13 protein-coding genes are annotated in these 13,352 nt (G+C 75.1%); 3 read left to right on the top strand and 10 right to left on the bottom strand.

Annotation, left to right across the window (positions count from 1 at the left end):
- Positions 1-244 precede the first annotated feature (244 nt).
- Positions 245-1,585, top strand: coding sequence for a glycosyltransferase 87 family protein (locus ABD223_RS16580; protein ID WP_344037137.1), 1,341 nt, complete (start codon positions 245-247; stop codon positions 1,583-1,585).
- A 22-nt stretch (positions 1,586-1,607) separates the two neighbouring features.
- On the opposite strand, the gene ABD223_RS16575 is transcribed toward ABD223_RS16580, so the two are convergent.
- Positions 1,608-2,093 carry a MarR family winged helix-turn-helix transcriptional regulator gene (locus ABD223_RS16575; RefSeq protein WP_344037136.1) on the bottom strand — a complete coding sequence of 162 codons (486 nt, stop codon included), beginning with the start codon at positions 2,091-2,093 and terminating at the stop codon, positions 1,608-1,610.
- A 37-nt stretch (positions 2,094-2,130) separates the two neighbouring features.
- Positions 2,131-2,946, bottom strand: coding sequence for a CPBP family intramembrane glutamic endopeptidase (locus tag ABD223_RS16570; RefSeq protein WP_344037135.1), 816 nt, complete (start codon positions 2,944-2,946; stop codon positions 2,131-2,133).
- A 212-nt stretch (positions 2,947-3,158) separates the two neighbouring features.
- On the opposite strand from ABD223_RS16570, the gene ABD223_RS16565 reads away from it, so the two are divergent.
- On the top strand, positions 3,159-3,470 hold the full coding sequence (locus ABD223_RS16565; RefSeq protein WP_344037134.1) for a hypothetical protein: 312 nt from the start codon (positions 3,159-3,161) through the stop codon (positions 3,468-3,470).
- Positions 3,471-3,621: 151 nt separating this feature from the next.
- Here ABD223_RS16565 and ABD223_RS16560 read toward each other — a convergent pair whose 3' ends face one another.
- The 4 genes from ABD223_RS16560 to ABD223_RS16545 form a co-directional block, all read right to left on the bottom strand.
- Positions 3,622-4,605: a protein phosphatase 2C domain-containing protein gene (locus ABD223_RS16560; protein ID WP_344037133.1), complete on the bottom strand. Its 984-nt coding sequence runs from the start codon at positions 4,603-4,605 to the stop codon at positions 3,622-3,624.
- 91 nt (positions 4,606-4,696) lie between these two features.
- A complete protein-coding gene (locus ABD223_RS16555; protein WP_344037132.1) occupies positions 4,697-7,084 on the bottom strand; it encodes a serine/threonine-protein kinase in 2,388 nt (795 codons plus the stop codon).
- Between the two features lies 1 nt (position 7,085).
- Entirely contained in the window at positions 7,086-8,048 is a 963-nt protein-coding gene (locus ABD223_RS16550) for a transporter substrate-binding domain-containing protein (protein ID WP_344037131.1), read from the bottom strand.
- Positions 8,045-9,328 (bottom strand): hypothetical protein, encoded by a 1,284-nt coding sequence (locus tag ABD223_RS16545; RefSeq protein WP_344037130.1) that lies wholly within the window; start codon positions 9,326-9,328, stop codon positions 8,045-8,047. Before ABD223_RS16545 ends, ABD223_RS16550 begins: the two co-directional genes overlap by 4 nt.
- Before the next feature lie 217 nt (positions 9,329-9,545).
- On the opposite strand from ABD223_RS16545, the gene ABD223_RS16540 reads away from it, so the two are divergent.
- Positions 9,546-10,472 carry an NADP-dependent oxidoreductase gene (locus ABD223_RS16540; RefSeq protein ID WP_344037275.1) on the top strand — a complete coding sequence of 309 codons (927 nt, stop codon included), beginning with the start codon at positions 9,546-9,548 and terminating at the stop codon, positions 10,470-10,472.
- Positions 10,473-10,479: 7 nt separating this feature from the next.
- On the opposite strand, the gene ybiA is transcribed toward ABD223_RS16540, so the two are convergent.
- The 4 genes from ybiA to ABD223_RS16520 all read right to left on the bottom strand — a co-directional run bounded on the left by ybiA (position 10,480) and on the right by ABD223_RS16520 (position 13,319).
- Positions 10,480-10,983: a riboflavin biosynthesis intermediates N-glycosidase gene (gene ybiA, locus ABD223_RS16535; RefSeq protein ID WP_344037129.1), complete on the bottom strand. Its 504-nt coding sequence runs from the start codon at positions 10,981-10,983 to the stop codon at positions 10,480-10,482.
- 69 nt (positions 10,984-11,052) lie between these two features.
- Entirely contained in the window at positions 11,053-12,024 is a 972-nt protein-coding gene (locus ABD223_RS16530) for an NAD(P)-dependent alcohol dehydrogenase (RefSeq protein ID WP_344037128.1), read from the bottom strand.
- Positions 12,025-12,039: 15 nt separating this feature from the next.
- Positions 12,040-12,987, bottom strand: a complete 948-nt coding sequence (locus ABD223_RS16525) for a permease prefix domain 1-containing protein (protein ID WP_344037127.1) — start codon at positions 12,985-12,987, stop codon at positions 12,040-12,042.
- Positions 12,984-13,319, bottom strand: a complete 336-nt coding sequence (locus ABD223_RS16520; protein ID WP_344037126.1) for a PadR family transcriptional regulator — start codon at positions 13,317-13,319, stop codon at positions 12,984-12,986. Before ABD223_RS16520 ends, ABD223_RS16525 begins: the two co-directional genes overlap by 4 nt.
- Positions 13,320-13,352: the final 33 nt, after the last annotated feature.

The raw sequence follows: 13,352 nt of genomic DNA, 5'->3' as shown, positions 1-13,352 counted from the left end.
CCGAAGGAATTCCACGCGGTCCCGGGGCGACGTGAAAGTGAAAAACATTCCTGAGTGGCTCGCAATTATCGCCAATTCCTACCGGGCCTGCACCGCAACAATGCGCTTCTCACCCTTTAGTGGACCAATGTCGCTGGTCAGGGCAGCCGATGCGGGGTAAAGACCTTTTCGATACAGTGCGCGACACCGAAGAGTTCAGGCACTTCTCGTGGCCAGCCTTCGAGTCCCCTTCGAGGAGGCGTCAATGCGCGAGGACGAACGAGCACGAGACACCGGCGCCCCCGGACGACTGCCGCCACCCGCCCCGGAACCGGCCGCGTCCCGGCCCGCCCGGTTCGCGGGCGGACCGGGCGGCGCGCGCCGGTTCGTCCCCCTCGCCGCCGTCGCGGCCGTGGCGCTCGCCCTCGCCGCGCAGGCCGTGCTGATCTTCGGCGTCGTCGTCCCCTACTGGATGATCGACTTCGCGGTCTACCGGGGCGCGGCCCAGGCCCTCCTGCACGACGTGCGGCTCTACGAGCTGGGCGTCGACACGGCCTTCTTCCCCGGCATGATGTACACCTACACGCCCTTCTTCGCCGTCATGATGGTCCCGGCGGCGCTGGTGCCGGCCGCGGTCGCCCAGTTCGCCTGGACCACCGCCGGCTACCTCGCGCTGGCCGCGTCGATCTGGCTGGTGCTGCGCATCACCGGCGTGACCACGACCCGGCAGCGCACCACCGCGCTGGTGACGGCGGGCTTGATCTGCGCGGCGATGCTCGGTCCCGTGCAGTTCAACGTCCTGCTCGGGCAGGTCAACCTGTTCCTGGTGGTGCTGGTCCTGCTCGACTTCCTGCCCTCCCTGCCCGAGCGCTACCGCGGCATCGCCACCGGCATCGCCGCGGGTATCAAGCTCACACCCCTGTTCTTCGTCGCCTACCTCTTCTTCACCGGCCGCCGCCGCGCCGCCTTCCAGGCCCTGGGCTCCTTCGCCGCCACCGCCCTGGTCGGGTTCGCCCTCCTGCCCACCGACTCGCGCGCCTACTGGTTCCACGGCGTCTTCTTCGACTCCGCGCGCGCCGTGCCCACCGACGTGATGGTCAACCACTCGCTGCCCGGGTTCTTCGCGCGCCTGGTCGGCGAGCGGACCGCCCCGGACTGGTCGCTGCTGCTGGCCGCGGCGGCCACGGCGGCGTGCCTGGCCGCCGCGGTGTGGGCGCACCGCCGCGGCCACGACGTCGTCGGGCTGCTCGTGATCGCCTTCGCCGCGCAGCTCGTCTCGCCGGTCACCTGGGTGCACCACTGCGTGTGGGTGGTGCCGGCCCTGGTCTGGCTGGCCACCGTCGCGTGGCGGCAGGCCACCCCCCTGCCGCGGGTGCTGCTGGGCCTGGTGGTCTTGTGGTACCTCGCGCCGGTGTGGTCGCTGGGGCACCGGATCTTCGACGGGGTCCCGTTCCAGCACACGCCGACGGGCAACCTCCTCGTCACCCTCACCGGCACCCTCGTGCCCGCCGTGGTCGCGATCGCCCTGCTGCCGGTGTGGCTGCGCAGGCTGCGCCCGCCGGAGCGGGCCGAGGTCGCGCGGCCCGAGGTCGCGTCCGCCGGCTGAGCCGGATCAGCGGCAGCTCCCGTCATTCGCACACCTCCAGCAGCGTCCGCAGCGCGTCGGCGACCACCAGCCTGGTCCGGTCGTCCAAGGGCTCCAGCAGCCGCGCGTAGTGGGCCACGTGCTCGCCCAGCATCCCGTCCACCAGCTCCCGGCCCCGCAGGGTCAGCTTGATCCGCACCGCCCGCCGGTCGGCCGCGTCGGGCACCCGCTCCACCAAACCCTTGGCCGCCATCCGGTCGATGCGGTTGGTGATCGCGCCTGCCGTGACCAGCGACGCCGACAGGAACGCGCCCGCGGTCATGCCGTGCGTCGCCCCGGCCCGCCGCAGCGTGGTCAGCACGTCGAACTCGCCGGGCTCCAGCCCGTAGTGCGCCAGGAACTCCCGCAACTCCCGCTCCAGCAGCCGCGACAGGCGCGTCACCCGCGACAGCACCGCCATCGGCGAGGTGTCCACGTCCGGTCGCTGCACCGACCACTGGGCCAGCACCAGGTCAACCGCATCGGCCATCAACCCCTCCAAGGAGTCTCCAGATCTGCTCCGGTGCTCACCGGAACAGCACGCCGAGCAGGATCGGCGCCGAGTTGACCGCGCCGTGCACCACCAGCAGCGGCCACATCAGCCGGTAGCGGCTCCACAGGCAGCCCAGGAACAACCCGAGCACCCCCTGGTTGACCACCGCCGACGCCAGGTCCACCGGCAGGTCGCCGGTGCCCTGGATGGCGACGTGCCACACCGCCCACAACAGCGACGACAGCACGATCGCGGGCCACGCGCCCAGCGCGAACTCCCACCGGGTCTGCAACCAGCGCCGGTAGAACAGCTCCTCCAGCACCGCGTTGGCGAAGAACCCCACGACCAGCGCCGCCACCAGCGCCGCCGCGTCGAGCCCCGGATCACCCGCCGGCGGCGCGAGCGGCGTGCCGTGGGCGACCACCAGCCACCCGGCCACCGGCGCCAGCGGGACCCAGCGGCGGTCGGGCCGGGCGGGCGACCACCGGGCACGCCACAGCAGCGCCACCGGCACCGCGGCCAGCAGCGCGACCTTCACCACCGCGTAGCCCAGGTCACCGTCCACCAGCGGCAGCACCAGCGCGAACGCCACCGCGGCCGCGGTGAGCACCGCCAACTCCGCGCGCAGCCGCCGCGGCGGCTCGCCGAGGGGCGCCGCGTCGAACGGCACCAGCCGCACCAGGGCGATCCCCACCAGCACCGGGACCCACCGGAACCACAGCGGGACCGTGCCGTCGTGGTCGGCCGAGTACCGCACGCCGGTGCGCCCGGTCAGCACCAGGTACAGCGCCGCACCCGCGATCACCGCCGATCCCGCGACGAGAACGGCGGTCCCCCCTCTGATCCGCACCCGACCACCGTAGGGGCGTGATCGACTCGCGCGTCGGCGTTACGCGGAAAACCCCCGCGACGGCGCACACGGCACTGGGCTGGTCGGCGGCCCGTTCACAGACCCGGTCGTGTGGGAGCGTTCGCTCGGTAGGGGTGTTCGACCTCTCGGCGTCGGTCCCGGCGTGGTGCTGTGGGTGGGCAAGACCTGGTCCACCCACGAGGAGGAACGACATGCGAGGACTGATTCTCGGGACCGTGCTGCTGGCCGCCGGCGCCGTGACGGGCGCGGTGAGCGGCACTGCCGCCGCGACGGTCGAGGCGCCCGCCACCGCGCGGACCGCGCTGCACACCGACTTCCGTTGCGAGCGGGTCGAGGATCACATGGACAACATCGCGGCCTATGGCTGCCAACCCGCGCCCGAGGAGGAGATCACCGAGACGTTCGTCGTGCGGGACTACGGCGACGAGGTCTACGAGTGCCGGCACGGCGTCCCCCACAGCGACGACGGCCTGCTCGGCGAGTGGTGCGAGCAGATCAGCTGACCGCTTGAGCGCGGATCGGGTCGGGGGTTCCGATCCCCCCCGACCCGATCCGCGTGCGGCCGGGATCGGAACCCGGGTGTCCCCCAACGCCCGCCCGGGACCCTCGGGTGATCGTCCGGAGTGGACCTCCCGGAACACCTCGACGGCGGGCTCAAGACCCGTGCCCACCCCGCAGTTGGACGACGACCACCGTGATGTTGTCGTGCCCGCCGGCCTCCAGCGCGACCTCGACCAGCCCCCGCGCCACCTCCGCCGGCGGCACACCGCGCGGCAGGGCCGCCACCAGGTCCTCCGGCTCCGGCAGGTAGTTCCACAAGCCGTCGCTGCACAGCACCAGCAGCCCCGGCGTCTCCACCTTGAACGTCACCGCCTGCGGCTCCACCGCGCCCGCGTCGGCGCCCAGCCAGCGCGACAACACGTGCGCCCGCCGGTCGGTCAGCGCCTCCTCCTCGGTCAGCACGCCCTCCGCGACCAGCTGCGCCGCCCACGTGTCGTCCACGGTCAGCCGCGCCGCGCCGGACCCGGCCACCAGGTAGGCGCGGCTGTCGCCGACCCAGCCCACGGTGGCCGCCTCGTCGGTGACCACCGCCGAGACGAACGTGCACGACGGCGCGACCTCCACCGCCCCGGGCCGCGCCAACCCGGCCACCGCCGCGTTCGCCGCCGCCACCGCGTCCCCGGTGGACGCCTCCCCGTCCGAACCCGACTGCAACCCGGTCAGCAGCACGTCCGCCGCCGTGTCCGCGGCGACCTGCGAGGCCTGGTCGGCCCGCTCCGACGACGCCACCCCGTCGCACACCACCACCGCGACCCCGCGACCCCGGACCCGCCCGAACGCCATCGAGTCCTCGTTGCGCCGCCGCCGATTGCCCCGGTCGCTCACCCCGGCCACGCCGGGCAGCGCGAACTCCACCCGGTCCCGCGCCGCGCCGCGCACCCGGCCGCACCGCGCGCACGACCCGTCCGCGCCGAACTCCGCGCCACCGCACGCGCACCGCGCCGGCGCGGTCCCGGACCCGCCCACGGGCGTCCGCTGCACGCGCAGGTTGCGGCCGCACTCCTCGCAGAAGCGGTCCTGCGGCGTGACCGGAGCCGCGCACTCCGGGCACGAGTCCCTCGGGGAGTCCATCGTCATCGCGCCATCCTGCGATCCACCGTTCCGGGTGTCACCGCCGCGGGTGACACCCCGATCATCATCCCGGGTGACACCCTCCCGGGGGCCGCCCTCACACCAACGTCCTGGGCCGCACCGCGTTCGCCCGGTCCACCAGGGCGATCCGCTCCTCGGCGGTGTCCGCCAACCGGGCCAGCTGCCGGTAGCAGCGCTCCAGGCCCAGCCGCAGCCCCACCTCGTCCAGCTCGCACCCCAGCAGCCTCCCACCCGGCCCCGACCCGCCACCCGGCAGCAGGCCCAGCGCCACGTCCAGCAGCTCCGCGGTCAGCACCGCCCGCCGGGCCACGTCCAGGTCCACCGACTCCAGCCTCGCACCCGCCGCGACCACGTCCGGCAGCGCGCCCGACGCCTGCACCCGCACCGCCGCCACCTGCGCGGCCACGTGGTGGATCGAGGTGTCCGGCACCGCGTGCAGCACCCCCACCGCCGCCTCCCGGTCGCCGCGCCCCGCCAGCACCCGCGCCAACCCGAACGCCGCCGACACGTACGAGTGGTCCGTGCGCCACACGACCCGGTACCCCTCGGCCGCCGCACCCGGCTCACCGGCCAGCTCCGCGCACACCGCCGCCGCCAGCTTCGGCGCGGCCTCGCCCGGCAGCACGTCGCACACCCGCTCGAACTCCGCCCGCGCCGCGCCCGGCCCGCCGGCCACCAGCGCGATCACCCCGCGGTACCAGCCGGGCCGCCAGTCGCCGGGCTCGGGCGCCTCGGGGTCGTCGGGGTCGAACAGCGACGGGCCCGGCGCCGAGGCCAGCTCGTCCAGCTCCACCGCCGCCTCGGCCGGCCGACCGGCCTCCACCAGCGCCCGCACCACCTGCAACCGCACCTCGGCCGTGCGCACCGGAGCCGCGCGCAGCGCGGTCACCGTCTGGTCCGGGCCGCCGCCGGCCGCCGTGGCGAGGAACCCCGCCGCCGGGTCGGCCGGGTCCACCTGCGGCACCGGCAGCCCCGACGCCACCGCCCGCGCGTCCGGCGCCTCGCCCGTCCCGGTCACCTCGGCGCCGAACGCCCGCCGCTCCGGCGTGAACTGCCGCGACAACCCCGGCCGCGGCACGTCGTCCTGCTGCGCCAACACCTCCCGCAGCACCCCGGTCAGCTGCTCGGCCATCTCCTCGGCGGTGGCGAAGCGCTGGTCGGGGTCCCGGTGCGTGGCGCGGGACAGGAACCGGCGCAGCGAATCGTGCCCGCGCAGCAGCGGCTGGTCGTCCGGCGGGGGCAGCGAATCCCTGAAGTCGCGGCGGAAGTCGAACTGGAAGGTCATCACCGCCAGCGCCCGACCCACCGTGTACAGGTCGGAGGCCACCGAGGGCCCTGCCGAGCCGATCTCGGGCGCCTGGTAGCCGATGGTGCCGTAGATGGGGGAGTGGTGGTCGTCCGCGCGCCGCACCGCGCCCAGGTCGATCAGCTTCAGCTGCTCCTCGGTTTGGATCACGTTGTCCGGTTTGAAGTCGCAGTACAGCAGGCCCACGTCGTGCAGGTAGCCCAGCGCGGGCAGCACCTCCAGCGCGTAGGCGATGGCCTGCGCGGGCGGCAGCGACCCGTGCCCGTCGCCGCGGGCGCGCAGCTCCGTGATCATGTCCTTGACCGAGGTGCCGCCGACGTACTCCATGACGATGTAGTCGACCAGGTCCCCGGTCCGCCGGTCGGCGTGCCGCACGAAGTTGTGGATCTTGACGATGTTCGGGTGCTCCACCTCGGCCAGGAACCGCCGCTCGGCGATGGCCGCGGCCATCGCGTCGGCGTCGCCGGAGTCCAGCAGGCCCTTGAGCACCACCCACCGGTCGCTGACCGCGTGGTCGGCGGCCAGGTAGATCCAGCCGAGGCCGCCGTGCGCCAGGCAGCCCAGCACCTCGTACTGGCCGTGCAGCACCTCGCCGGGCTCCAGTTTCGGGGTGAAGGAGTAGCGGTGCCCGCAGTGGGCGCAGAACCCCTCCACCCGACCCTGCCGCCCCTCCCGGCTGCGCCCGACCTCCTTGCCGCAGCCGGAGCAGAACCGCTTGGCCTCGGGCACCTCCGGATCGGTCAGCACGGCGGTCTTCGGGTCCCGGTAGGGCACCCGCGGCACCTCCACCAGCCCCGCGCCCAACCGGCCGCGCCCCGACGAGCGGGTCGAGGCCGACGCCCGCCGCGCCCGGCCGCCCGACGGCGCCGACCACTGGGCGGTGCCCGGACCGGTGCCGGGGCCCGTGTGGGGCCCGGTCGCCGGGCCGGAACCGGGGCGGGTCGCGGGCCCGGTGCCGCTGACCGCACCGGGCACACCCGGCGCCGCACCGGGCCCGCTCGGGACGGCCGCGCCGCTGCCGGACCTGCCCGCGGCACCGGCCTCGGCTCCCGCGCCCGCTGCCGCACCGGTCTCCGCACCACCTCCGGTCGGGGCCCCCGCACCGCCGGGGGACGCCCCCTCCGGGAACGCCCCGCTGCCCGCGCCGCCGCCGCCCACGTCAGTCCCGGTACACCGCGACGGGCGGGGCCGGCGGCTCGCCGAGCCAGCGCCGGTGGATCGACGCCCACGTGCCGTCCGCGCGCAGCCGCTCCAGCAGCGCGTTGGTGAACCGCACGAAGTCCTCGTCGGCCTTGGGGAAGGCCATCCCGTACGGCTCCGCGGTGAACTGCGGGCCGACCACCTTCGTGTAGGGGTCCTGCGCGGCGAACCCGGCCAGGATCGTGTCGTCGGTGGAGATCGCGTCGACCTGGCCCTGCTGGAGCATCACCAGGCAGTCCGTCCAGTTCCGCACCGACACCGGGATCGGCCCGGACGACGCCGCGGCCACGTTGGCCAGCGAGCTGGACCCCTTGGTCGCGCACACCCGCTTGCCGCCGAGCGAGTCGATGCCGGTCGCTTCCGAGTCCACCGGCACCAGCACCCGCTGCCCGGCCTGGTAGTACACGGTGGAGAAGTTCACCTGCTCCCAGCGCTCGCAGGTCGCGGTCATGGTGCGCACCACGACGTCCACCTCCCGCTCCCGCAACGCCGGGATGCGCTGGTCGGAGGTCAGCACCGTGAACCGGATCGCGCCGGGGTCGCCGAGGACCGCCCGCGCGACCTCGCGGGCCAGGTCCACGTCGAAGCCCTCCAGCTCGCCGGAGAACGGGTTGCGGAACCCCATCAGGTAGGTGTTCTGGTCCACGCCCGCGATCAGCCTGCCCCGCTGCCGGACGCGCTCCATGGTGGACCCGGCGGGCAGCCGGTCGGGCGGCGGCAGCGGACCCGAGGGGCGCAGGCTGGCGGTCGGGTCGCACGACGCGGGCGGCGCGGTCGCGGCGCCGGGCCGCCCGGTCAGCTCCGAGGCGTCCGCCGGCCGCGGCGCCACCGGCGGTGAACCCCCGATCGGCGGCGCGGCGCTGGGCACCGGCGCGCACGCCACCAGCAACGACGCGAGCACGACCACCACCGGCCACCTCATCGGTACTCCTTGAGCCGCTGCCACAGCCCGAACGTGGCAGCGACCGCCGAGAGCAGCGCGAGCACCACCACCGCGGGCACCGCCCCGCCCAGCGCGCCCCGCGCCCGGCCCATCGTCCCGGTCAACCGCGACCGCGACGCCCCGATGGCGTCCACCAGGCTGTCGTCGAGGGCGTCGAACGCCGTGGCCGCGCCGCCCTCGTCGTACCCGAGCGCCAGGGCCACCGCGATGGTGTGGTCGCCCCGCTCGTCGGCCTCGCGCACCTGCCGGTGCACCTCCTGCCACCGCGCGTGGTGCTCCAGCGCCGACGCCACCGACGACGCGTCGCTCCACCCGTCCGCCCGCGCCAACAGGTCGGTCAGCTGCCCGGCCCGCTCGACGAAGTCGTTCTCGTAGTCCGTGCCGCTGCCACGCGCCACCAGGGTCAACGTCTCGTCGCCGCGCGCGGTCAGGGTGGTGATCCGCGCCCGGGCCAGCACGTCGACCAGCGCGGCCTCCTCCTTGGCCGTCGTCGAGCGGTAGACCACCAGCAGGCTGGCCGCGAGCACCCACAGCAGCGAGAGCGCGGTCAGCGCGGTGGCCACCACCAGACCGGGGTTGAGCACCCGGTTGGTGCGCCGGGTCAGCCACCGCTGGGCGAGCACCAGCACCACCAGCGCGCCCACGCCCAGCAGCAGCTCGGGCCAGGGCAGCGACCCGGCGCCCTCCAGGTCGCGCACCACGTTCCCGGTCTCCACCCGGTACAGCTCCCGCGCCGCGGGCAGCAGTTCCGAGCGCATCAGGTCCGACGCCTGCCGCAGGTAGGCCGCCCCCACCGGGTGCCCCTGCCGGTTGTGGGTGCGCGCGGTCTCGACCAGCCCGGTGTAGACCGGCAGCCGCCCCGACAGCGCGGACAGCGCGGCGGTCAGCTCCGGGGAGCGGCTGCCGCCGGCGGTCGCGGCGGACAGCGCGGCCGCCGCCTCGGCCACGTCCTGCTCGTACCGCTGCCGCAGGGCCGCGGACTCCACGCCGCCGGACAGGAACGCGCCGGCCGCGGTGGCGTCCGCGTCGGCCATCGCCCGGTAGACCTCGTGGGCGGCGAACGCCAGCGGTTCGCTGCGGTCGGCCTGGGCCTCCAGGGCGGCGGCGCGGCGCTGGACGGACGTGGCGGTCAGGCCGCCGGCCAGCAGGGCCACCACGACCAGCAGGAGGGCGAGCAGGCTCAACCGGCCCGGCGTGCTGCGGGCCAGGCCGGTCACCCGGCGCACCGCGCGGCGGCGGGGTTGAGCTCCGACCGGCACGACCGCCCCCCTTCCCGAGGTGATCGGCGTCACTCCCCTCCGGCGTTAGCGTAGATCGGAAGCGCACGGGTGGGGGGCGTGATCGACCCGGCGCGGCGCGGCGCCCGTGGCGGGGCAGCGGACGATCACCGGTTCGTGGCCCGATCCTTCCGGGAGTTGGCCCGCGGACCGCTGGTACCCGCCCACGACGTCGGTGATGATCGACTCCATGACTTCGATGCGTGCCATCAACCAGAGCAGGTTCGGCGGACCGGAGGTGCTGACGGAGGTCGAGCTGCCCAAACCGCAGGCCGCGCCCACCGAGGTGCTGGTCGCGGTCCGCGCCGCGGGCGTCAACCCGGTCGACGCCAAGTGGCGGGCGGGCAGCGCCGTGTTCGGCGAGCCGCCGTTCGTCGTGGGCTGGGACGTCTCCGGCGTGGTCGAGGAGGTCGGCGTGGGCGTCACCACCCACCGGCCCGGCGACGAGGTGTTCGGCATGCCGCTGTTCCCCCGCCCGGCCGGCGCCTACGCCGAGTACGTCGTCGCGCCCTCCCGGCAGTTCGTCGCCAAGCCCGCCGCGCTGGACCACCCGCACGCCGCCGCGTTGCCGCTGGTGGGCCTCACCGCGTGGCAGAGCCTGGTCGAGACCGCCGACGTGCGGGAGGGGCAGCGGGTGCTCGTGCACGCCGCCGCGGGCGGTGTCGGGCACGTCGCGGTGCAGATCGCCAAGGCGCGCGGCGCGCACGTGATCGCCACCGCGAGCGCCGCCAAGCACGACTTCGTCCGGGACCTGGGCGCCGACGAGGTCGTCGACCACACCGCGGTGGACTTCGCCGAGGTGGTCCGGGACGTCGACGTCGCGTTCGACACCGTCGGCGGCGACATCGGCGTCCGCTCCGTGCCGACCGTCCGCGACGGCGGGCTCGTGGTCACCATCCTCGGCAACACCCAGCAGGACCTGGAGCGGGCCGCGGGCGACCGGGTGCGCGCCGCCGCCGTGCTGGTCGAACCCGACCGCCTCGGTCTGCTCGCCCTGGTCGACCTGGTCGACCGCGGCCTGCTGCGCGTCGAGCTGGACTCGGTGCTGCCGCTGGCCGAGGCCACCAAGGCGCACGAGCTGATCGAGTCCGGCCGCACCCGCGGCAAGATCGTGCTCACGGTGTGAGCACGGGTCACGCCCGCAGCCGCTCCCGCACCCTCATCAGGGCCTCGCCGAGCAGGTTCAGGCCCCGCCAGGAGGCCGGGTCCCGCGCCCGCTCGTCGTCGGCGGCCAGCCCGATGCCCCAGACGCGGTCCACCGGGCTGGCCTCCACCAGCACCCGGTCACCGGTCGAGAGCAGGTAGGTCCGCAGGTCGTCGTGCGCGCCGAACTTCGCCAGGTTCCCGCGCACGACGACGTCGACCCGGTTGGCCACCCAGGTGTCCTCGTCGAAGTCCCGCACCTGCCGGCCCAGCGACTTCGCCTCGCGGGGCGTGCGGGCCGCGAGCACCCGGCGGGCGGTGTGCTCGTCGCCGAACAGCAGCGCCTTGCCGGTCATCATGTAGTGCTCCGCCGTCGGGTACGTGCGGCCGTCCTCGGTGAACGGCGCCTCGTACCACTGGCTCAGGCACTGCTTGCCGACCGGCGCGCCCGGCTGCGCCTCGTGCCCCCAGAAGAACAGGTGGTCCGTCGCCATGACGCGGGACGATGCCACACCGGGGCCCGCGCGCAGAAGCGGATTCGGAGTCCGTGCCGACCCGGCCGCTCAGGCCGGGACCACGAGCACGACCTTGCCACGGGCGCGTTCGGCCTCGACCCGCCGGATGGCCTCGGCGGTCTCGGCCAGGGGGAGCGTCCACTCCACCGCGGGCACCAGCTCCCCGGTCGCCACGAGCCCCGCGAGGTGGGCGAGGTCGTCGGCGTCGGGCCGGGCCGTCAGCAGGCGCAGCCGCCGTCCCGCGAACGGCGACAGCGCGACCACGCCCAGCAGGCGCGGCAGGGGCCCGAGCACCCGGCCGCCGTTGCCGGTGGAGGAGACGTAGACCCCGGTCGGGGTCAGCAGCTCCCGCATCGCCGACAGCGGGTGGTCGCCGGCCAGGTCGACGACGACGTCGTAGCGGCCGGCGCCGGCGGTGACGTCCTCCCGGTGGCGGTCGACGACGTGCGCCGCGCCCAGGGACCGGGCCTGCTCGGCGTTGCGCGCGCCGCACACCGCGGTCACCTCCGCGCCGAGCAGCGCGGCCAGCCGCACGGCGAACGTGCCGACCCCGCCGGACGCCCCGTTGACCAGCACCGCGTGGTCGGCGCGGACGCCGCCGAGCCGCAGCGCCTGGAGGGCGGTGACCCCGGCCACCGGCAGCGTGGCGGCCTGTTCGAAGCCCACGCCGTCGGGGACGCGCGCCAGGCGGCCCTGCGGGGCCGCGACGAGCTCGGCGAAGCCGTGCTGGTCGACCTCGCCGAAGACCCGGTCGCCGACCGCGAACCGGGTGGCGCCCGACCCGACCGCCTCGACCACGCCGGCGACGGCGCGCCCCAGGATCGTCGCCTTCGGCCGGCGCAGCCCGAAGGCGACGCGGATCAGCCGGGGTTCGCCGCGCAGGGCGGCCCGGTCGCCGAAGTTGAGCGAGGCGGCCCGGACCCGGACCAGCACCTCGTCGGGCCCGACCTCCGGTTCCGGCACGTCGGTGTACCGGAGCACGTCCGGTGACCCGTAGCGGCTGTAGGTGACGGCTTTCATCGTTCCTCCGAGAGGTCAGCGGCGGGTGCGCGCGGCCGCCCCGCCGACCGCGTGCAGGACGGTCGTGGCGGCGAGCGCGCAGAGGCAGATCTCGATCGCCCGCACGAGCCCGCCGGACCAGCCGGCGGCGGCGACGAAGGCGGGGTTGAGCACGCGGTCGTTGGCGACCAGCCAGACCAGCGCGACCGCGCAGGTGACGTCGACCAGGGCGGCGGCGACCGCGACGGGCGAGCTCCACCGCGCGTAGTGCCTGGCGTAGACCAGGCCCAGGGCCACCACCAGCAGGGCGGTGAACAGGTGGACGAAGCGGGTGTCCCACAGCCACGGCGACAGCGGGCCGATCGGGTCGCCGTCGCCGTCGGTCACGGTGCTGGTCGTCGGCGACAGCAGGACCAGCGAGACGCCCAGGACCAGCGCCGCGGTCGAGGCGACCAGTTCGGCGTGCTTCGCGCGCCGGCCAGGCAGCTCGGGCAGCTGCTCCGGCGCCCAGCCCCGGGAGGGTGCGCGGCGCAGCGCCGGCACCCGCTCGATCAGGGCGAACACCGCGGTCGTCCAGAGCGCGATGTGCCCGCCGGTGGTGGCCGCCGCGCCCAGCGCGCCCAGGAGCACGTCCGCCACCGGCTCGCCCCGCCGGACCCCGACGAACCCGACCACCGCGGCCGCGATCGGCGTCACCGTCGCCAGCAGCACCGTCAGCAGCCGCCGGTAGTCGAGGTAGTAGGCGGGCCCGACCAGGTGCAGCGGCCGGTCGGCGTACCCGGCCGCCAGCCGCACCGGGTCGCCGAGCGCGTCGAGCGCCGCCCGTTCGGCCGCCGCGGGGTCGGCCCCGCCGTCGACGTGGGCGTCCACGGCGTCCGCGATGGAGGCCCGCAGCTCCCGTTCGACGTCGGGGCGGAGCCGGGTCGGCAGCCGGCGCAGCGTCGCGTCGACGTACCGCTCGGTCAGGTCGGCGGTGCTCGTCATGACTCCCCCCTCAGGGCGCGGAACGCGGTGTCCAGCCCGTCCCAGTCGCGGCTCAGGGCGTCCGCGAGCCGTTCGCCGTCCGGGCTGGTCCGGTAGAACTTCCGCGGCCGCGACTCGTCGGTGTTCCAGTCGCTGGTCAGCAGGCCCTGCTTCTCCAGCCGTCGCAGCAGCGGGTAGAGCGTGTTGGCGTCCACCGCGAACCCGCGGCGGTCGAGCAGGTCCAGCAGGGCGTAGCCGTAGTTGGGCTCCCTCAGCACGAGCAGGCAGGCCAGCACCGCGGTTCCTCGGCGCAGCTCCTGCAAGTGGGTGGAGAGCAGCTCGTCGTCGGGCACGTGTCACACTATACCGTGTGCCACACACTATAG

The organism is Saccharothrix xinjiangensis (genome assembly GCF_039527585.1).
GTDB lineage: Bacteria > Actinomycetota > Actinomycetes > Mycobacteriales > Pseudonocardiaceae > Actinosynnema > Actinosynnema xinjiangensis.
The sequence above is the reverse complement of the archived record's forward strand: the minus strand, read 5'-3'. Positions and strand labels throughout refer to the sequence as shown.

What these genes read in the sequence shown, in the direction of transcription:
- ABD223_RS16565 (WP_344037134.1), top strand. Translation starts at nt 3,159, where the DNA reads ATGCGAGGACTGATTCTCGGGACCGTGCTGCTGGCCGCCGGCGCCGTG.
- ABD223_RS16580 (WP_344037137.1), top strand. Translation starts at nt 245, where the DNA reads ATGCGCGAGGACGAACGAGCACGAGACACCGGCGCCCCCGGACGACTG.
- ybiA (WP_344037129.1), bottom strand. Translation starts at nt 10,983, where the DNA reads ATGGCGACGGACCACCTGTTCTTCTGGGGGCACGAGGCGCAGCCGGGC.
- ABD223_RS16540 (WP_344037275.1), top strand. Translation starts at nt 9,546, where the DNA reads ATGCGTGCCATCAACCAGAGCAGGTTCGGCGGACCGGAGGTGCTGACG.
- ABD223_RS16525 (WP_344037127.1), bottom strand. Translation starts at nt 12,987, where the DNA reads ATGACGAGCACCGCCGACCTGACCGAGCGGTACGTCGACGCGACGCTG.
- ABD223_RS16575 (WP_344037136.1), bottom strand. Translation starts at nt 2,093, where the DNA reads ATGGCCGATGCGGTTGACCTGGTGCTGGCCCAGTGGTCGGTGCAGCGA.
- ABD223_RS16530 (WP_344037128.1), bottom strand. Translation starts at nt 12,024, where the DNA reads ATGAAAGCCGTCACCTACAGCCGCTACGGGTCACCGGACGTGCTCCGG.
- ABD223_RS16560 (WP_344037133.1), bottom strand. Translation starts at nt 4,605, where the DNA reads ATGACGATGGACTCCCCGAGGGACTCGTGCCCGGAGTGCGCGGCTCCG.
- ABD223_RS16550 (WP_344037131.1), bottom strand. Translation starts at nt 8,048, where the DNA reads ATGAGGTGGCCGGTGGTGGTCGTGCTCGCGTCGTTGCTGGTGGCGTGC.